Below are 18,732 nucleotides of genomic sequence, written 5' to 3' on the forward strand. Positions count from 1 at the left end.
CCGCGAGAGCGCGCCCGTCCAGAGAGAGGGTTCAGCCGAACACCCGCGCGAAGATCGTGTCGACATGCTTGAAGTGGTAGTCGAGATCGAAGCGCGCCTCGAGTTCCTCATGCGACAGGGCGGCAGTCACTTCCTCGTCCTGCTTGAGCAGGTCGAGCAGCATCAGCCTGCCGTCCGATTCCCACACTTTCATCGCATTGCGCTGGACGAGGCGATAGGCATCCTCGCGGCTCACGCCGTTCTGGGTAAGGGCGAGCAAGACGCGCTGCGAATGGATGAGGCCGCCCATGCGGTCCATGTTCGCCTGCATGCGCTCGGGATAGACCAGCAGCTTGTCGACCACGCCGGTCAGGCGCGCAAGTGCGAAGTCGAGCGTGATCGTCGCGTCCGGACCGATGAAACGCTCCACCGACGAATGCGAGATATCGCGCTCGTGCCACAGCGCCACGTTCTCCAGCGCTGGCAGGGCATAGGCGCGGATCATGCGCGCCTGGCCGGTGAGGTTCTCCGTCAGGATCGGGTTGCGCTTGTGCGGCATCGCGCTCGAACCCTTCTGGCCCTTGGAAAAGAACTCCTCGGCCTCGAGCACTTCGGTGCGCTGCAGGTGGCGCACCTCGACGGCCAGCCGCTCGATGCTCCCGGCGATGACCGCGAGGGTGGAGAAGTACATCGCATGGCGATCGCGCGGGATGACCTGGGTGGAGACAGGCTCCGGCTTCAGGCCCAGCTTTTCTGCGACATATTCCTCGACGCGGGGATCGATGTTGGCGAAAGTTCCGACAGCGCCCGAAATGGCGCAGGTCGCGATTTCCTCGCGGGCGGCGAGCAAGCGGGTCTTGCAGCGATCGAATTCGGCATAGGCCTGCGCCAGCTTCAGGCCAAAGGTCACCGGCTCTGCATGGATGCCGTGGCTGCGCCCGATGGTCGGCGTGAACTTGTGCTCTTCCGCGCGGCGCTTGATGGCGTCCAGCAGGTCGTCGAGATCGGCGAGCAGGATATCGGTCGCGCGCGCCAGCTGCACCGCCAGCGTGGTGTCGAGGACGTCGCTGCTGGTCATGCCCTGATGCATGAAGCGCGCTTCCTCGCCGACATTCTCGGCCACCCATGTGAGGAAGGCGATCACGTCGTGCTTGGTCACCGCTTCGATCGCATCGATCGCTTCGACATCGATCTTCGGATCGGTCGCCCACCAGTCCCACAGCGCCTTCGCCGCGCTCTTCGGGACCACACCCAGCTCGCCCAGCTTTTCCGTCGCATGCGCCTCGATTTCGAACCAGATGCAATATTTCGCTTCCGGCTCCCACAGGGCGGTCATGTCGGGGCGGGCGTAACGGGGGACCATGGGCGGGGCTCCGGTTTGGAATGGCGGGAGGATGCGCCGCAGCCGCTAGGCGCGGAGACAATATTGCGCAAGGGTGCGAAGCGACACGAACTGGCGAACAAGCTTGTCTGGGTCAGATCAATCCCTTGGCGCGCAGCGAGACATGCCCGCTGCGCCCGACGATCACGTGATCGTGCACCGTCACGCCGAGCAGGCGGCCGGCTTCGGCAATCCGCTGGGTGATCTGGATGTCGGCGCGGCTCGGCTCCGGATTGCCGCTCGGGTGGTTGTGCACCAGGATCAGCGCGGTCGCGCCGATGTCGAAGGCCTTGCGGATCACCTCGCGCGGGTGGATCGCGGCCTCGTCGATCGAGCCGTCGCCGACATGATGGTCGAGGATCAGGCGGTTCTGCGTGTTGAGATAGAGCACGCGCACGCGCTCCACCGTGAGATGCGCCATGTCGACCGCGAGATAGTCGAGCAGCGCCTGCCAGCTGCCGAGCACGGGCTTGTTCTCGACTTCGCCACGCGTCATGCGGCGGGCGGCCAGCGCGACCGAGTGGAGCGCCGCCGCGCTGGTTTCGCCCATACCCTTGACCTGCTTCAGCGCGCCCAGCTCGGCGTTGAGAACGGCGGAGAACGAGCCGAAATGCGCGATCAGGCGCTTGGCGAGCGGCTTGGTATCGCCCTGGCGGAAGGCGGCGAAGAGGAGATACTCAAGCAGCTCGTAATCGGCGAGGGCTTCGGCACCGCCGGTCAGCATCCGCTGGCGCAGCCGCTCACGATGGCCGGCCCCGGCGTGGCTCGCCGCTGATTTACTATTCTCCGGCAAGCGAAACCCCGTCACTTCGATTCAATTACTTGCATTGCCTTTGGCGCGGCTTGCGCGCAAGTGTGCCGCAATGGCAAGCGCTGGCATCGACGATTTGGGCGAGGAAGGGGCGCAGCCTGCCCGATTGCGTCCGCGCTGGCGCAAGAAACGCTGGATGGTGCCTGCGACGCTGGCGTTGCTCGCCGTCGCCGCGCTGCTCGTCGCGTGGTTCAGCCGCTACAGCATCGCCGAGGATTTCGTCGCCGACCAGCTCGCCGCTAACGGCCTGGAAGCGACCTATGAAATCGAGCGGGTCGGTGGGCGCACGCAGATAATTTCCAACCTCGTGGTCGGCGATCCGGACGCACCGGATTTGACTGTCGAGCGGGTCGTGGTTCGCCTGCGCCACCGGCTCGGCTTGCCGGAAATCGCTTCGGTGAGGCTGGTGCGTCCGCGTCTGTTCGGAACCTATCGCAATGGCGAGCTGAGTTTCGGTGCGCTCGACCCGGCGATCTTTAGCGACAGCGACGAGCCGGCGGGACTGCCTGCGCTGAATGTCGCCGTCGAGGACGGGCGGGGATTGCTGGAAACCGATTACGGCCCTGTCGGCCTCAAGGTCGAAGGCGCGGGCCAGCTGGACGATGGCTTTGCCGGGATCATCGCTGCGAGTGCGCCCGAACTTGCCTTCGGCGGGTGCGCCGCGACCGGTGCCACGGCCTATGGCGATGTGACGACCGACGGCGGCCAACCGCGCTTCAGTGGGCCGGTGCGCTTTGGCCGGCTGGCGTGCGAGGACACCGGGCTGGCCCTTGCGGATTACGACTTCGAACTCGACGCCTCGCTGGACGGAGAACTTTCCGGCGCGCAACTGGCAGCACGTATCGAAGGCGGAGCTACGCGCCTCGCCGACTATTCGGCGGATGGCGTCACGGGGACGGTGCGCGCCAGCGTTCCGGGGGAGACAGTGTCGGTCCGCTATGCACTGGTCGGTCGCAGCATCGAAAGCCCCCAAGCGCTGGCCGCGATCCTCTCGCTCGAGGGGCAGGGACGCCTGCGCTCCGATTTCGAGCGTGTTCAGCTCGAGGGTCGTCTCGAAGGCAATGGCCTGCGCCCGGGCGCGCAAATGCTTTCTTCCTTCCAGTCGTTGGCCGAGGTCGGCGACGGGACACTGGTGGAGCCGATCGTCCGGCAGATCGCGGGAGCGTTGCAGACCAAGGCCAGGGGCAGCGCGCTGGAAGCCGATTTCCGCTTTCGCAGCACCGGCGACAACCTCGCACTGATCCTCCCGTCCGCGCAGCTGTCGAGTGGCAGCGGCGAGCGCGTCGTATCGCTCTCGCGCTTCGAATATGGCACGGAGGGCGGCGGCGCACCGCGTTTGTCAGGCAACATCGCGACCGGCGGCACCGGCATGCCGCGAATCAACGGGCGGATGGAGCAATCGTCGCGCGGCGCTTCGGTCTTCCGCCTGTCGATGGAGCAATACACGGCCGGAAACTCGGCTCTGGCCATTCCGCAGCTGAATGTGTTCCAGGCCCCCGATGGCGTCGTCCGCTTTGCCGGTCGGGTCGAGGCCTCCGGCCCGCTGCCCGGCGGCGCGACCGAGAACCTGCGCATCCCGGTCGACGGACGGTGGCAGTCCGGCGGATCGTTGGCGCTGTGGAACAGCTGCACGCCGATCGCTTTCGACCGGCTCGAACTCGCCAATCTTCGCTTCGAGCGGAAGGGATTGACCATCTGCCCGGCCAGCGGTCGATCCATCGTGTCGAGCGGTCCCGGAGGATTGCGGGTCGCGGCAGGCACGAGCGCTCTCGATCTCGAAGGCTTCCTCGGCGAGACCCCGATCCGCATCGCGAGCGGGCCGGTGGGGCTGGCCTATCCCGGCGTCATGACGGCACGCGCACTCGACATATCGCTCGGGCCGGCAGACACGGCGAGCCGCTTCCGCATCAGCGATCTCACCGCGCGCTTCGGCAGGGATATCGCCGGGACCTTCGACGACGCCGAAGTCGCGCTGGCCTCCGTTCCGCTCGATATCAGGAATACCAGCGGCAATTGGTCCTATGCCAATGGCGCGCTGGCCATCTCGGACGGCGTCTTCCGCCTGTTCGACCGGCAGGCTGACGCGCGCTTCGAGCCGCTCGACGCCCGCGACGCGCGCTTGACGCTAGTCGACAATGTGATCGACGCGAATGCCGTCCTGCGTCACCCGGCGAGCGACCGGGTGGTGACCGAAGTCGATATTCGCCACGATCTGTCGAGCGGAGCGGGTTATGCCGACCTCGATATTCCGGGCATCCTGTTCGACGGGCAATTGCAGCCGGACGAGCTATCACGGCTTGCCCTGGGCGTCGTAGCCAATGCCGATGGGGTGGTAACAGGCACAGGCCGGATCGACTGGTCCCCCGCTGGCGAAGTGACCAGCACCGGCAGCTTCTTCACCGAAGACCTCGATTTCGCAGCCGCCTTCGGGCCGGTGACTGGCGCCAGCGGGACGATCCGGTTCACCGATCTGCTCGGCCTGACCACCGCGCCCAACCAGCGGCTGCGCGTCGCTGCGGTCAATCCGGGGATCGAAGTACTCGATGGCGAGGTCGAATTCGAATTGCGAGGTGGCGAGGTGCTCGCCGTGGCAGGGGGCAGCTGGCCCTTCATGGGCGGCCAGCTCTATTTGCGGGATGTCGACTTCAATATCGGGGCAAGCGAGGAGCGGCGCTACATCTTCGAGATCGTCGGCCTCGAAGCCGCGCAATTCGTGGCGCAGATGGAGCTGGAAAACCTCTCCGCGACGGGCAAGTTCGACGGCACCGTTCCCATCGTCTTCGACGCCAACGGCAATGGGCGGATCGATACAGGCGTGCTCATTTCCCGCGAGCCCGGCGGCAATATCTCCTATGTCGGCGAACTGACCTACGAAGACCTATCGCCGATCGCCAATTTCGCCTTCGATGCGCTGAAGAGCCTCGATTACCGCCAGATGCGCGTGGTGATGGAAGGGCCGCTGACGGGCGAAATCGTCACGCGCGTGCGCTTCGACGGGGTCAGCCAGGGCGAGGGTGCCTCGTCCAACTTCATCACCAAGCGCCTCGCCGCGCTGCCGCTGCAGTTCCGGATCAACATTCGGGCGCAGTTCTACCAGCTGCTGACGAGCATGAAGGCGCTCTACGATCCGTCTGCCGTGCGCGATCCGCGCGAGCTGGGGTTGCTGTCCGACGACGGCGAGCGCCTCTTGCGACGCAGCATCACCGGCGAGGAAGCCGAACCCGATATCGACCCGGCGGACCTCGTCCCCGATGAACCCACCATTCAGCAGCAGGAAAGCGAATGAGCGCTATGACAAACGGCAAATTGACGGACCGCGCGCGCGCTGCGACAAGCCTTGCGATGCAGGGGGATTGCAAAGCACGCAGGTTCGCACGGATGGCGGTGGTAGCGCTCGTTCCGCTCGGTCTGGCAGGATGCATCACGGTGAATGCGCCCGAAGAGCCGATCGTGATCGAGCTGAACGTCAACATCCGGCAGGAAGTGATCTATCGCCTGGCGGAAGACGCGGGCAATACGATCGAAGAGAATGCGGATATTTTCTGATGGATGACATGATGACCAAGCGAATTTCCAAGGGCCTGCTGGCAGGCGTCGCCATCGCGACCGCCATCGGCGGCCTCGCGACCCCGGCCTTCGCCCAGCGCGATCCCGCCTATGCCGCCGCGCGCTCCGCCGGACAGGTAGGCGAGAAGATGGACGGCTACCTCGGCATCGTCGGTGCGAGCACGCCGGAGCTCCAGCGCCTCGTCAACGATATCAACATCAAGCGCCGCGCGGTTTACGCCGAGCGCGCAAAGGCGACCAATGCGACGCTGGAAGAATATGCCCTGACCGCCGGTTGTCAGGCGATCCTTGCGACTTCGCCCGGAGAAAAGTATCAAGCGCCTAGCGGTAGCTGGGAAACCCGCACGAGCGCACCGCCCATGCGGGATTCGCGTTGTCCCTAGTTTGTTGCGTGCGGTAAGCACATCCGCGCTTTCCTTAGCGGCACCGACCCACGCAGATTTTTGTTAGTTGCGCCGTCGACATCCGTCGAACGCTTGCGGAACAGCAAGGTCAGGGCGGATCTCCTGACCGCACCCAACAAAGGCTCCGGTGGGGTCGAGGGACGGAACGGCAAGGTCGGGACGGATCTTCTGACCGCACCCCACAAAACCTCCCCTTTTCCCACCCTCTTCATGTTGACTCCCCAATGCCCCCCTTCTAAGGGGGCGGCGCCCTCGGCGGGCAAGTCCGTGCCCGTGCCGCGCAACCCCCTTCAAAGGAGCCTGGCATGAGCGACGACAAGCCTGCACGAGAGACCATCGAGGAGGATGCGCGGATCGACGCGCTGGAACAGCGGCTCAATGCCGCCCAGCAGCGCGAAAATCAGCGTAACCAGCCGAAAATGTCGGGTGCGGATGCGAATTATCGCTCCGGCAACCGGGTATTGGCTGACCTTCTGGGCGGTATTCTCGGCGGCGCGGTGATCGGGTGGACCGTAGACTGGTTTGCCGGCACATCGCCCTGGGGTCTGTTGGTAGGATTGTTCCTCGGAATAATCGTGGCCTTCAGGAACATTATCCGCGCGGCAAACAAGCGTCCCGATGAATGATCCCGCAAGCGGGATTTCGGGGCGCTGTTCATAGGACTTGAGGGACACTTAGACGTGGCAGCCGAACAGGCCAAAGTCGATCCGATGAAGCAGTTCGCGATCGAACCGATCGCGGGCACGCAGGGCTGGGAACTCGCCGGCTTCAACATCGCCTTCACGAACAGCGCGATGTGGATGCTGGTCACCGTCGTGGTGCTGTTCCTCTTCGTGCTCGGCGGCATGAAGCGCGAGCTCGTGCCCGGCCGCTGGCAGATGATGGTGGAAACCTTCACCGGCTTCATCGACAACATGCTGGAAGCGAACATCGGCAAGGAAGGGCGCAAATACGTGCCCTATGTGTTCAGCCTGTTCATGTTCATCCTGGTCGCGAACCTGCTGGGCCTCCTCCCGCTCGGCATCGTCGGCATTCACCCGTTCACCTTCACCAGCCATTTCACCGTTACCGGCGTGCTGGCGATCATCAGCTTCTCGATCGTCCTGCTGGTCGGCTTCTGGAAGCACGGTCTGCATTTCTTCAGCCTGTTCGTGCCGCACGGCACGCCGCTGCCGATGGTCCCGGTGATCGCGCCGATCGAGTTCATTTCCTTCATGGTGCGCCCCTTCAGCCTCGCGCTGCGTCTGTTCGTCGCGATGATGGCGGGTCACGTGCTGCTGAAAGTGCTGTCGAGCTTCGTGATCGACGGCACCAATGCGGGCCTCGGCTTCGGCGCCCTTGTCGGCCTGCCGAGCTTCATTCTGATGATCGGCATCAGCGCCCTCGAAATTCTGGTCGCAGGCATCCAGGCATATGTCTTTGCCCTGCTGACCTCGCTCTACATCAACGATGCAGAGCATCTCCACTAAGTCTTCAACGCAATTATCTGTTTTCCCAAAGGAGTTTGTCATGGAAGTAGAAGCTGCAAAGCTGGTTGGTGCCGGTCTCGCTGCAATCGGTGCCGGCATGGCCGCCATCGGTGTGGGTAACGTCTTCGGTTCGTTCCTCGAAAGCGCGCTGCGCAACCCCGGCGCTGCCGACGGCCAGCAGGGCCGCCTGTTCATCGGCTTCGCCGCCGCCGAGCTTCTCGGCCTGCTGGCGTTCGTCGTTGCCATGATCCTGATCTTCGTCGCCTAAGACGAAACGGATCGATCCGGCCGGTCGGCGCAAGAGCACCGACCGGCCGCATGATTTCTTGCGGTCCCGCTAATCGAGAGCTGACATGCCACAGATAGCACAGCTTGCCGAAACATGGTCCAGCCAGGTCTTCTGGCTGCTGATCTTCTTCGGCATCACCTTCTTCGTCATCGGCCGGGGCATGGTGCCCAAGGTGATGGATACGGTCGCTCAGCGCGACTCGCAGATCTCGGGCGACCTGGCTGCTGCCAAGGCCGCGCGCGATGCGGCCGACGCCGAGGAAGAAGCCTGGCGGGTCAAGGAAAACGAAAACCGTGCTGCGGCGCAGGCGATCGTTGCCAAGGCCAAGGACGAGGCGGCTGCCACGTCCGAAAGCCGGCTGAAAGCCGCGCAGACCCGGCTCGACAAGAAGCTGGCCGATGCCGAAACCCGCATCGCCGAAGCGCGCACTGCCGCGCTGACGGAAGTGGAATCGGTCGCGGTCGAAGCGGCGCAGGACATCGTCGCCACCCTTGCGGGCGTGAAGGTGACCAAGCCGACCGCTGCCAAGGCCGTGAAGGAGGCCATGATCCATGGCTAACACTCCCCAGCCGCTGACCACGGGCGAGCCCGAAGCCGTCGTCGAAGTCGATGCGGGTGCTGCCAAGCATTCCGAACCCTCGCTGTGGGGCCTCGAGCCCTATCAGTGGGTCTCTATCTCGATGCTGGTCCTGATCCTGATCGCCCTGTTCGGCGCCAAGGTGCACAAGACCATTGCGGGCGGCCTGGACGGCAAGATCGCCGCGATCAAGGAGCAGCTCGACGAAGCCAAGCAGCTTCGCGCCGAAGCCGAGGCGCTGCGCGACGAATATGCCGCCAAGATCGCCAGTGCCGAGAAGGACGCCGAAGCCATGCTGGAGAACGCCCAGCACGAAGCCGACGCCCTGCTCGTGAAGGCCGAAGAAGACAGCAAGGCGATGGTCGAGCGACGCAAGCGCATGGCCGAAGACAAGATCGCCGCTGCCGAACGCGAAGCAGTCGAGGATGTCCGCAACCGTGCGGTGACTGCCGCCACGCAGGCGAGCCGCAAGCTGATCGCCGAGAAGCACGACGCCGAAGCCGATCGCGCGCTGGCCGACAAGGTGATCGCGGGGATCTGATCGGCCCCGTCGCGATAGTGAATTCGAGAGGGCGGTCCTGCGGGGCCGCCCTTTTCGTTTGGTTCAGGGTTGGAGCACGACCTTCCCGATGATCTCGCCCCGCTGCATAGCCTCGAAGGCCTCGCGCCAATCCTCCAGGGGCAGGGTGCGGTCGATATGCGGGGTGATGGCGCCGGCGCTGGCAAGCCGGTCGATCTCCGCCGCAATGCGCTCGGCGCGGTCGGGGAAACGTCGCGCATATTCCCCGGCGCGGGCTCCGACGACGGAGAAGCCTTTCATCAGCGGGATGTTGACGGCGATTTCGGGAATGCGGCCGGAAACGAAGCCGATTACCAGCAGCTTGCCGCCGAAGGTCACGCAGCGCGTGCTCTCGTCGAACACATCGCCGCCAACGGGGTCGTAAACAAGGTCGCAGAGGCGCCCGTTGGTGAGCTCGACGACCTGCTCGCGGAACCGGCCGGTGTTGAGGATCACCGCCTCGGGCTGCACAATGCGCTCGAGCGGCTCGCTCTTGTCTTCGCGGTGAGTGGCGGCGATGACCTTAGCACCCAGAGCCTTTGCGAGGTCGCAAGCCGCGAGACCCACTCCGCCGCTCGCACCGTGCACCAGGACCGATTGGCCTGCCTCAAGATCGCCCAGCTCGACCAGCGCGACATAGGCAGTGTGATAAGCCGCGCCCATCGCCGCTGCCTGCCGGTAATCCAGCCCCTCTGGCACCGCTCGCAAAGACGTGGCGGGAAGGGTGATATAGTCGGCGAAGGCACCCGTCTTCGCGCCGCCCATCACCCGGTCGCCGACCGCGAAGCCGCTGTCCGGGCCAGCCTCGACGATCTCGCCCGCCATTTCGAGGCCGGAGACGAACGGAAGCTCGGGTTTGAACTGGTACTTGCCCTGCGTCATCAACAGGTCTGGGTAGTTGAGCGAGGCAGCGCGCACGCGCACCAGCACTTCGCCAGGCGCAGGGGCAGGCCGCGCCCGCTCCACCAGCGCGACGCCGGACAGGTCGTCGGACAGCGCGCTGACTTCGAGCGCCCGCATCGCCTTAAAAATTGTCTTTCGCCGCGCGCAGGGCCGCAAAGGTTTCCGCCGGGCTGCTCCCGCCCCAGCGGTCACGCATGGCGCGGTCGTCGGCGCGCAGGAAGGGATTGGTCTCCAGCTCGCGCGAAAGCACCGTCGGCACGGTCGGCTCGTCCTTGGCGCGCTTCTCCTCGACCTGCGCGGCGTAGAGCCGCAGCTCGGCATTGTCGGGATCGGCGTGCAGCGCGAATTTGGCATTGGCCGCCGTGTATTCGTGCGCGCAATAAAGCTGGGTGTTCTCCGGCAATTGCCTGATGCGATCGAGGCTGTTCCAGAACTGCTCCGCCTCGCCTTCGAACATGCGCCCGCAGCCCAGCGCGAACACGCTATCGCCGACGAAGGCCATGTCGGCATCGGCGAGGTGATAGGCGATGTGGCCGTTCGTGTGGCCCGACACGTCGATCACGCGCGCGGTCCATTCGCCCAGCGACACGCTGTCGCCATTGCCGACGACGCGGTCGATCGGGCTGAGCTTGTCGACCTCCTGCGGGGCGATAACGGTCGCGCCTGTCGCTTCGACGATGTCCTTGTTGCCGCCGGCATGGTCGGGATGCCAGTGCGTGTTCCAGATCTGAGTGATCCGCCAGCCTTTGGCCTCGGCCTGCTTCAAATACTCCTTGCCATCGGGCGTATCGATCGCAGCAGTCTCTCCGCTGTCGGGATCGTGGAGGAGGAAGCCGTAATTGTCGGACAGGCACGGGAACTGGTGAACTTGCAGCATGGCCGGGAGTGTAGGACGCCCGGCCCAACTAGGAAAGGCCCGCCTGCTCTGATGAGCAAGCGGGCCATCCTGATTACCCTGAAATGGGAAGGAAGAGCTTAGTCTTCCTTCTTCTTCAGCGCTTCGCCGAGGATGTCGCCGAGCGATGCGCCCGAATCCGACGAACCGAACTGTGCCACAGCTTCCTTCTCTTCTGCGATCTGACGCGCCTTGATCGAGAAGTTGGGCTTCTTCGAGCGGTCGAAACCGGTGACCATAGCGTCGACCTTGTTGCCGACCTGGAAGCGGTCGGTACGCTGCTCGTCGCGGTCGCGGCCGAGGTCGCTGCGCTTGATGAAGCCGGTCGCGCCGTCTTCGCCGACCTGCACCTCGAGGCCGCCATCGCGGACTTCGAGAACGGTGACGGTGACGGTTTCGCCCCTGCGGAGGCTGCCCGAAGCGCCGGCTTCGGTCGGCGCACCCTTTTCGAGCTGCTTCATGCCGAGGCTGATGCGCTCCTTGTCGGTGTCGACGTCGAGCACGACGGCTTCGACCTGCTCGCCCTTGCGGTGCAGGGCCAGCGCGTCTTCACCCGAGATGCCCCAGGCGATGTCCGACATGTGGACCATGCCGTCGACGTCGCCGTCGAGGCCGATGAACAGGCCGAATTCGGTGGCGTTCTTGACTTCGCCTTCGACCTTCGAGCCGACCGGGTGCTTGTCTGCGAACTCTTCCCACGGATTGCGCTGGGCCTGCTTGAGGCCGAGCGAAATGCGGCGCTTCTCGCTGTCCACTTCGAGGACCATGACTTCGACTTCCTGCGAGGTCGAGACGATCTTGCCCGGGTGGACGTTCTTCTTGGTCCAGCTCATTTCCGAAACGTGGACCAGGCCTTCGATGCCCGGCTCGATTTCGACGAATGCGCCGTATTCGGTGATGTTGGTCACGGTACCCGTCAGCTTCATGCCGACCGGGTACTTGGCCGAAACGCCATCCCACGGATCCGATTCCAGCTGCTTCATGCCTAGGCTGATGCGCTGGGTATCTTCGTTGATGCGGATGATCTGCACGGTCACGGTCTGGCCGATCTCGATCATTTCGCTGGGGTGGTTGACGCGCTTGTAGCTCATGTCGGTGACATGCAGCAGGCCGTCGATACCGCCGAGATCGACGAAGGCGCCGTAATCGGTGATGTTCTTCACCACGCCGTCGATCACTTCGTTCTCGCTCAGCTTGTCGATCAGCTCGCTGCGCTGTTCGGCGCGGGTCTCTTCCAGAACCGCACGGCGCGAGACGACGATGTTACCGCGGCGGCGGTCCATCTTGAGGATCTGGAAGGGCTGGGCCATGTCCATCAGCGGGGTGACGTCGCGAACGGGGCGGATGTCGACCTGGCTGCCGGGCAGGAAGGCCACGGCGCCGTCGAGGTCGACGGTGAAGCCACCCTTGACGCGGCCGAAGATGCGGCCTTCGACGCGCTTGCCTTCGCCGAACTCGCTTTCCAGCTTGTCCCAGGCGGCTTCGCGGCGGGCGCGGTCGCGCGACAGCATGGCTTCGCCGTCGGCGTTCTCGACGCGGTCGACATAGACTTCGACTTCGTCACCGGTCTTGGGCGCTTCGTCGCCTTCGCCGCGCATGAATTCCTTGAGGTCGACGCGGCCTTCGCTCTTCAGGCCGACATCAATGAGGGCGAAACCGTTCTCTACGGAAGTGACGGTGCCCTTGACGACACGGCCTTCGAAACCGCCTTCGTCAGCGCCGCCGAGCTGCTCGTTGAGCATCGCTTCGAAATCGGCGCGGGTGGGATTGGCTGCAGTTGCCATATGTGAGTAGTCCTGACGTTCGTTTTGCTACCGGCCACGGGGTTTACCCCGGGTCTTTCTCCGTCTGCCTGCGCACCATCGCGCGGGCCGTACGGGGCAAGAGGGCCGTGTTCTCCGCGAGGCCGGATGCCGCCGCGAAGGTCCTTCAATCCAGAGATTGTGAGAACGGGCGCGCCAATATGCGAAAACCCTAAAATTGGCAAGGGCTCTCCGCCCCTGCACGAGTGACGCGATATCGGACCGAAACGAACAAGGGCCGGACCATCTGCTGTAGAATGGTCCGGCCCCGTTCTGTCGGTATGATCCGCTGGATCAGTACTCGCTGTCTTCCATGGTTTCACCGGTCATGCCGGTTTCCATGTTTTCGTCCTCTGCAGAATTTTCGTCCTTCCAGATGCGCATGGCATCGACGCTCACATCGGCCATCAGGCCTTCGGCGTTGAAGACGTAGAGCACGCTGCCATCGTCGGCTGCGGTTTCGGCGGCAGCATTCGCATCGGCATTGGCGACCACGATCGCGCTTTCCGCGCCGATGCTCCATTCACCATCTTCCAGTTCCTGCATGGCTTCTTCGCCACCCAGCTTGAAGACATAGGATGCAGCCGAAGCGCCCGCCTGGAGCCCGATGCTGGCTTCGCCCATGTTGTAATAGTCGACGACCTGACCGCCGCGGATCAGCGCACCTTCGCCGCCTTCACCACCGACGCCCAGTGCCACCGACGTAACATCGGGGAACACCAGATAGCTGTCGCCGTCGCCGCAAGTCGGCTCGACCTGCTGGCACTGTTCGAGCGCAGCCATCGCCTTGTCGTCGAGCGTCGCGTCTTCGGTCATCTGGCCCTGTTCTTCGGGCGTCGTTTCTTCCTGATCGGTGGGGTTCGAACCGCACGCGGCCAGCGCGCCGGCGAGAGCGATGAGTGTGAAATGTTTCATGTCGGCTTCCCTGTATTTCATGACGGCAAAAACCTTGCCGATGTCATGCCAATGTTTCGCCACAATCGATGTTCCGAGTTTCCTCGATCAAGATTTCCGGGCTAGCTCCTCGACCGCTTCGATGGCAGCTTCGATCGCTTCGTCCTTGCCGAAATTCGTCGTGTCGAAGATCAGCGCATCGGCGGCCGGCTTGAGCGGTGCGTCGGTGCGGTTCATGTCGCGCGCGTCGCGCTGGGCGATATCGGCGGTGATGTCTTCCAGCGTCACTGCGCGCCCCTGCGAGCGCATTTCGGCAAAGCGGCGCTGGGCGCGCGCGGAGACGCTGGCGGTGACGAACAGCTTCACATCCGCGTCGGGCGCGATGACCGTCCCGATATCGCGCCCGTCGAGGACCGCGCCGCCGTCCTGCTCGGCAAAGGCGCGCTGGCGTTCGTACAGCGCCTTGCGGACGGCGGGATGGACCGAAACCTTGCTGGCAAGCGCACCGACCGCCTCGCTCCGCAGTTCCGGGTTGTCGAGCAGGCTGTCGGGGAAGGCGCAGGCGGCCAGCGCATCGGCCAGCGAGTTCGGCTCGCCGCCATCCTGCGCGCATTGGTACCCGACCGCGCGGTAGAGCAGACCGGTATCGAGGTGCGGCAGGCCGAAGTGGGCGGCGAGAGCCATGGCGATGGTGCCCTTGCCCGAGGCGGTCGGGCCGTCGACGGCAATGATCATGCTTCCCGCTCCTGCCCCTTGCGGCCCGTGCGGATGGCCTTGGCGATACCGACCAGGGCGATGGCGGCCCAAAAGCCTTCGAGCACCAGGCTTGGCCAATTGGTGTGGACCAAGAGCGATATGGTGAGCAAGCCTGCGCCAGTGAGGTTGGTGCCGTGCAGGACGAAGGGGTTCGGCGCCTCTTTCAGCGTGAGATAGGCGTAGGCGCCGATGATACACGCGGTGCCGATGAAGCCGATGAAGGAATAGATATCGAGGTCGGTCACCCCGCGGCCTCCGAGAGCAGGTCGATGAAGTTCGGAAAACTCGTCGCGATGGGTTCGGTGCTGTCGATTTCGACGCCATTGTCGCTCGCAAGGCCGGCAACCGCCATGCTCATGGCGATACGGTGATCGAGATGTGTGGTCACAGGGCCGCTGCCGGAAAGGGGTTTGCCGCCGCTTCCCTTGATGAGCAGGCCATCCTCCCGCTCCTGCAAATCGCTACCGCAGCTTGTCAGCGCCGCAGCCATAGCGGAGAGCCGGTCGCTTTCCTTGACGCGCAATTCTTCGAGGCCGCTCGTGACGGTCGTCCCTTCCGCCAGCGCGGCGGCGACGAACAGCGCCGGAAATTCGTCGATCATGCTCGGCGCGATGGCCGGATCGACTTGGACGCCTTTCAGCAGCGCGTGGCGCACCCGCAGGTCCGCGACCGGTTCGCCGCCGACTTCTCGTTCGTGGAGATAGTCGATATTTGCGCCCATTTGCTCGAGGACGCGAAAGATGCCGTTCCGCGTCGGGTTGAGGCCGATGTTCTCGATGACGAGATCGCTGCCGGGCACGATGCTGGCCGCGACGGCGAAGAAAGCGGCGGATGACGGATCACCCGGGACGACGATGTCGCACGGGGTTATGTCGACCGGACCGGTCACCGAGATGCGCTTCTCGCCGTCCACCTCCTCGACCTGCACATCGACACCGAAGCCGCGCAGCATGCACTCGGTGTGGTCGCGCGTCGGGACCGGTTCGATCACCGTGGTCGTGCCGGGTGTATTGAGGCCCGCCAGCAGCACTGCGCTCTTCACCTGCGCGCTGGCGACCGGGAGGCGATACTCGATCGGGACGGCGGGCTGCATGCCCTCCATCATCAGCGGCAGCGTGCCGCCGGGCGAGGGCGTGAAACTCGCGCCCATCATCGAGAGCGGATCGATGACGCGGCCCATCGGGCGCTTCGAAAGGCTGCCGTCGCCGGTAAAGGCGGCGGTGATCCCGTGGCTGGCGACGAGGCCCATCAGCAGCCGCGTCGAGGTGCCCGAATTGCCCATGTCGAGCGCCTGTTCGGGTTGCAGCAGCGTGCCGATCCCGACGCCGTCGACCACCCAGTCTTCGCCGTCGCGCTCAATTGTCGCGCCCATTGCGCGCAGGGCGGCGGCGGTGGCGAGCACGTCCTCGCCCTCCAGCAGGCCAGAAATGCGGCTGCGCCCGACGGCCAGCGCGCCGAACATCAGCGCGCGGTGGCTGATCGACTTGTCGCCCGGCACGCGGATGCGGCCGGTCAGCGGGCCCGAAGGCATGAAGCGGTGGGCAGTCACGAATGCGTATCCATATGAAGGCGGCGCTTTGACAGCGCATACCTGTTCTGGCAAGGCGCGCGCGCTGTTGATTCCTGCCCAGCAGGTACCCATCAATACATATACGAATTCACGGCCTCCGCGCAGCGGCGAGGGGGCGGCAATCCAAGGATTACACATGGTCAAACCTGAATGGGGCACCAAGCGGACCTGCCCGAATTGCGGCACCCGCTTCTACGATCTGAACAAGGACGATCCCGTCACCTGCATCGAATGCGGTGAAGAGTGGACGCCCGAACCCGTGCTCAAGTCCAAGCAGCCGATCCTCGCCGAGGAAGAGAAGAAGGACAAGAAGGGCGAGGCCGACAGCGATCTGGGCGGCGACGATGATGATGACGATCTGGACATCGACATCGACGAGGACGACGATTCGCCCGACAACGAAGTCGACCTCGGCGGCGACGACGATCTCGGCGTCGAAACCAAGTCCAAGGGCGACGACGACGACGCGGATGAAAGCTGAATTAGCTGTTGCAATGCGGGGAGCCTCTTTATAAAGGGCGCTTCCCGCAAGGGTGACATGCCTCCCAGGGCATGTCTTTCGAAATGGCTCGGGGCCTTAGCTCAGCTGGGAGAGCGCTACAATGGCATTGTAGAGGTCAGCGGTTCGATCCCGCTAGGCTCCACCATTTCACCGTCTGTTGGCCCGTAGTGGCCTATAAACGGAAAATCCGCAGTCGGGGTTTGATGGTAGCAGGTCGTGGCGACGGCTGCGGCTTGCTTCCACCACACCCGGGCAAACAGTTTGGGTTTCATCGGGGAATTCCCCACGCTGGCCGACGAGTTCTCGTCCGCCGGCGATTTTTGCGTTTAATCCAATGGGTGACCATTGGAAGGAGAAGTAGGCATGTTCGACAGTCTGTCCGACCGCCTCGGCAATGTTTTCGACCGCCTGAAAGGGCGCGGCGCGCTGAGCGAAGGCGACGTGCGCGAGGCGATGCGCGAAATCCGTATCGCGCTGCTCGAAGCCGACGTCGCGCTGCCGGTGGTGCGCCGCTTCATCGATGCGGTCACCGAAAAGGCCATCGGCTCGGACGTCCTGAAATCGGTCACGCCCGGCCAGCAGGTCGTCAAGATCGTCGACGACGAGCTTACCGCGATGCTCGGCGGCGGCGAGGATGCCGATCCCATGGATCGCGAGCTCAACTTCAACGCCAAGCCCCCGGTCGTTATCATGATGGTCGGCCTGCAAGGTTCGGGTAAGACCACGACCACGGCCAAGCTCGGCAAGCTGATCCGTGAGAAGCACGGCAAGAAAGCGCTGATGGCGTCGCTCGACGTCAATCGCCCGGCTGCGCAGGAACAGCTCAAGGTGCTGGGTGAACAGGTCGATGTCGCGACGCTGCCGATCGTCGAGGGCCAGCAGCCGGTCGACATCGCTCGCCGCGCGATGGACAGCGCCAAGCTGCAGAGCGCCGACGTGCTGCTCCTCGACACCGCGGGCCGCCTGCATGTCGACGAAGCGCTCATGGCCGAGATGAAGGCGATCGCCGGCGTCTCCGCGCCGACCGAAGTGCTGCTGGTTGTCGACAGTCTGACCGGCCAGGACGCGGTCAACGTCGCGCAGAGCTTTACCGGCGAAGTGCCGCTGACCGGCGTGGTGCTGACCCGCATGGACGGCGATGCCCGCGGCGGTGCGGCGCTTTCCATGCGCTATGTCACCGGCAAGCCGATCAAGTTTGCGGGCACGGGCGAGAAGCTTGACGCGATCGAGGCCTTCGATCCCAAGCGCGTCGCCGGCCGCATCCTCGGCATGGGCGATGTCGTATCGCTGGTCGAAAAGGCCGCGGCGACGATCAAACAGGACGAGGCCGAAGCGCTCGCCAAGAAAATGGCGAAGGGTCAGTTCGACCTCGACGACCTGCGCATGCAGCTGAAGCAGATGCAGAACATGGGCGGCCTCGGCATGCTGGCGGGCATGATGCCTGGCATGAAGAAAGCCAAGGCGGCGATGGCGGCATCGAGCATGGACGACCGTGTGCTGCTGCATATGGACGCGATCATCGGCTCGATGACTGCGAAGGAGCGCAAGAACCCCGCGCTGATGAACGCCAAGCGCAAGAAGCGCGTGGCTGCAGGTTCGGGCACGCAGGTGCAGGACGTGAACAAGCTTCTGAAAATGCATCAGGAGATGTCCCGCGCCATGAAGCAGATCAAGAAAATGGGCGGCCTCAAGGGCCTCGGCGCGCTGTTCGGCGGCGGGGGCATGGGAGCCGCGATGCCGGGCCTCGGCGGCCCGGGCGGTGCGGCCGGCGGCCTTCCCGGAATGGGCGGCGGCAAGGGGCCGGGAGTCGATCCCTCCACGCTCCCGCCCGAACTCCGCGATCTCCTCGACAAGAAATAGATTTCAGACGTTTACATTCGAAAGGTAATATCAAATGGCAGTTGCAATCCGTCTTTCCCGCGGCGGCGCGAAGAAGCGCCCCTACTACCGCATCGTCGTTGCCGACTCGCGTGCTGCGCGTGACGGCAAGTATCTCGAGCAGATCGGCACCTACAACCCGATGCTGCCGAAGGATTCGGGCGAGCGCGTGAAGCTCAACGAAGACCGCGCCCGCCACTGGCTGAGCGTCGGCGCCACGCCGAGCGATCGCGTCCACCGCTTCCTCGATGCCGCCGGCATCCTCGAGCGCGCGCCGAAGAACAACCCGAAGAAGGGCGAGCCGGGCGAAGCCGCCAAGGAACGCGCCGAGGAAAAGGCCGCCAAGGAAGCCGAAGCCGCTGAAGCCGCCAAGGCTGCCGAAGAAGAAGCCAACGCTCCTGCTGAAGAAGCAGCAACCGAAGACGCCGCTGCCGAAGACGGTGCCGCTGCGGACGCTGCGGAAACCGCCGACGAAGCCGAAGAAAAGGCCGAGTAA

At 64.4% G+C, this 18,732-nt stretch carries 20 protein-coding genes and 1 tRNA gene; 12 read left to right on the top strand and 9 right to left on the bottom strand.

Features of this window, described 5'->3' with window-relative positions; all coding sequences use genetic code 11:
* Positions 1-31: 31 nt before the first annotated feature.
* Positions 32-1,342 (bottom strand): adenylosuccinate lyase, encoded by a 1,311-nt coding sequence (purB, locus tag P8R33_RS07800; RefSeq protein ID WP_278328417.1) that lies wholly within the window; start codon positions 1,340-1,342, stop codon positions 32-34.
* 112 nt (positions 1,343-1,454) lie between these two features.
* Positions 1,455-2,168 (bottom strand): RadC family protein, encoded by a 714-nt coding sequence (radC, locus tag P8R33_RS07805; RefSeq protein ID WP_278328418.1) that lies wholly within the window; start codon positions 2,166-2,168, stop codon positions 1,455-1,457.
* A 55-nt stretch (positions 2,169-2,223) separates the two neighbouring features.
* Here radC and P8R33_RS07810 point away from each other — a divergent pair, with 55 nt between their 5' ends.
* The 8 genes from P8R33_RS07810 to P8R33_RS07845 all read left to right on the top strand — a co-directional run bounded on the left by P8R33_RS07810 (position 2,224) and on the right by P8R33_RS07845 (position 9,018).
* A complete protein-coding gene (locus tag P8R33_RS07810; RefSeq protein WP_278328419.1) occupies positions 2,224-5,457 on the top strand; it encodes an intermembrane phospholipid transport protein YdbH family protein in 3,234 nt (1,077 codons plus the stop codon).
* Positions 5,454-5,717, top strand: coding sequence for a YnbE family lipoprotein (locus P8R33_RS14795; RefSeq protein ID WP_347569042.1), 264 nt, complete (start codon positions 5,454-5,456; stop codon positions 5,715-5,717). The genes P8R33_RS07810 and P8R33_RS14795 overlap by 4 nt, the downstream gene beginning before the upstream one ends.
* Positions 5,717-6,121, top strand: coding sequence for a YdbL family probable chaperone protein (locus tag P8R33_RS07820; RefSeq protein ID WP_278328420.1), 405 nt, complete (start codon positions 5,717-5,719; stop codon positions 6,119-6,121). The genes P8R33_RS14795 and P8R33_RS07820 overlap by 1 nt, the downstream gene beginning before the upstream one ends.
* A 326-nt stretch (positions 6,122-6,447) precedes the next feature.
* Positions 6,448-6,768, top strand: a complete 321-nt coding sequence (locus P8R33_RS07825) for an AtpZ/AtpI family protein (RefSeq protein ID WP_278328421.1) — start codon at positions 6,448-6,450, stop codon at positions 6,766-6,768.
* 54 nt (positions 6,769-6,822) lie between these two features.
* Positions 6,823-7,611 carry a F0F1 ATP synthase subunit A gene (locus tag P8R33_RS07830; protein WP_278328422.1) on the top strand — a complete coding sequence of 263 codons (789 nt, stop codon included), beginning with the start codon at positions 6,823-6,825 and terminating at the stop codon, positions 7,609-7,611.
* A gap of 40 nt (positions 7,612-7,651) precedes the next feature.
* Complete coding sequence (locus tag P8R33_RS07835) at positions 7,652-7,879, top strand: F0F1 ATP synthase subunit C (protein ID WP_040964046.1); 228 nt, start codon at positions 7,652-7,654, stop codon at positions 7,877-7,879.
* An 85-nt stretch (positions 7,880-7,964) separates the two neighbouring features.
* Entirely contained in the window at positions 7,965-8,459 is a 495-nt protein-coding gene (locus P8R33_RS07840) for a F0F1 ATP synthase subunit B family protein (RefSeq protein ID WP_278328423.1), read from the top strand.
* The gene (locus tag P8R33_RS07845; protein ID WP_278328424.1) at positions 8,452-9,018 is read left to right on the top strand and encodes a F0F1 ATP synthase subunit B family protein; all 567 of its coding nucleotides are present in this window, start codon (positions 8,452-8,454) and stop codon (positions 9,016-9,018) included. The genes P8R33_RS07840 and P8R33_RS07845 overlap by 8 nt, the downstream gene beginning before the upstream one ends.
* 63 nt (positions 9,019-9,081) lie before the next feature.
* Here P8R33_RS07845 and P8R33_RS07850 read toward each other — a convergent pair whose 3' ends face one another.
* From P8R33_RS07850 to aroA, 7 genes are all read right to left on the bottom strand, one after another.
* Entirely contained in the window at positions 9,082-10,056 is a 975-nt protein-coding gene (locus P8R33_RS07850; RefSeq protein ID WP_278328425.1) for an NADPH:quinone oxidoreductase family protein, read from the bottom strand.
* A 4-nt stretch (positions 10,057-10,060) separates the two neighbouring features.
* Positions 10,061-10,816 carry a hydroxyacylglutathione hydrolase gene (gene gloB, locus P8R33_RS07855; RefSeq protein WP_278328426.1) on the bottom strand — a complete coding sequence of 252 codons (756 nt, stop codon included), beginning with the start codon at positions 10,814-10,816 and terminating at the stop codon, positions 10,061-10,063.
* A gap of 98 nt (positions 10,817-10,914) precedes the next feature.
* Entirely contained in the window at positions 10,915-12,618 is a 1,704-nt protein-coding gene (rpsA, locus tag P8R33_RS07860; RefSeq protein WP_278328427.1) for a 30S ribosomal protein S1, read from the bottom strand.
* 312 nt (positions 12,619-12,930) lie between these two features.
* Positions 12,931-13,551 carry a YSC84-related protein gene (locus P8R33_RS07865; RefSeq protein WP_278328428.1) on the bottom strand — a complete coding sequence of 207 codons (621 nt, stop codon included), beginning with the start codon at positions 13,549-13,551 and terminating at the stop codon, positions 12,931-12,933.
* A gap of 87 nt (positions 13,552-13,638) precedes the next feature.
* A complete protein-coding gene (gene cmk / locus P8R33_RS07870; RefSeq protein ID WP_278328429.1) occupies positions 13,639-14,265 on the bottom strand; it encodes a (d)CMP kinase in 627 nt (208 codons plus the stop codon).
* The gene (locus P8R33_RS07875; protein ID WP_278328430.1) at positions 14,262-14,531 is read right to left on the bottom strand and encodes a CBU_0592 family membrane protein; all 270 of its coding nucleotides are present in this window, start codon (positions 14,529-14,531) and stop codon (positions 14,262-14,264) included. Before P8R33_RS07875 ends, cmk begins: the two co-directional genes overlap by 4 nt.
* The gene (gene aroA, locus P8R33_RS07880; RefSeq protein WP_278328819.1) at positions 14,528-15,817 is read right to left on the bottom strand and encodes a 3-phosphoshikimate 1-carboxyvinyltransferase; all 1,290 of its coding nucleotides are present in this window, start codon (positions 15,815-15,817) and stop codon (positions 14,528-14,530) included. The genes P8R33_RS07875 and aroA overlap by 4 nt, the downstream gene beginning before the upstream one ends.
* 175 nt (positions 15,818-15,992) lie before the next feature.
* On the opposite strand from aroA, the gene P8R33_RS07885 reads away from it, so the two are divergent.
* From P8R33_RS07885 to rpsP, 4 genes are all read left to right on the top strand, one after another.
* Positions 15,993-16,337, top strand: coding sequence for a TIGR02300 family protein (locus tag P8R33_RS07885; RefSeq protein WP_067689751.1), 345 nt, complete (start codon positions 15,993-15,995; stop codon positions 16,335-16,337).
* A 90-nt stretch (positions 16,338-16,427) separates the two neighbouring features.
* A tRNA-Ala gene (locus P8R33_RS07890) sits at positions 16,428-16,503 on the top strand.
* A 218-nt stretch (positions 16,504-16,721) separates the two neighbouring features.
* The gene (gene ffh / locus P8R33_RS07895; protein WP_278328431.1) at positions 16,722-18,218 is read left to right on the top strand and encodes a signal recognition particle protein; all 1,497 of its coding nucleotides are present in this window, start codon (positions 16,722-16,724) and stop codon (positions 18,216-18,218) included.
* Positions 18,219-18,252: 34 nt separating this feature from the next.
* The gene (rpsP, locus tag P8R33_RS07900) at positions 18,253-18,732 is read left to right on the top strand and encodes a 30S ribosomal protein S16 (protein ID WP_278328432.1); all 480 of its coding nucleotides are present in this window, start codon (positions 18,253-18,255) and stop codon (positions 18,730-18,732) included.

The sequence above is a fragment of the Qipengyuania flavescens genome (assembly GCF_029688735.1).
GTDB lineage: Bacteria > Pseudomonadota > Alphaproteobacteria > Sphingomonadales > Sphingomonadaceae > Qipengyuania.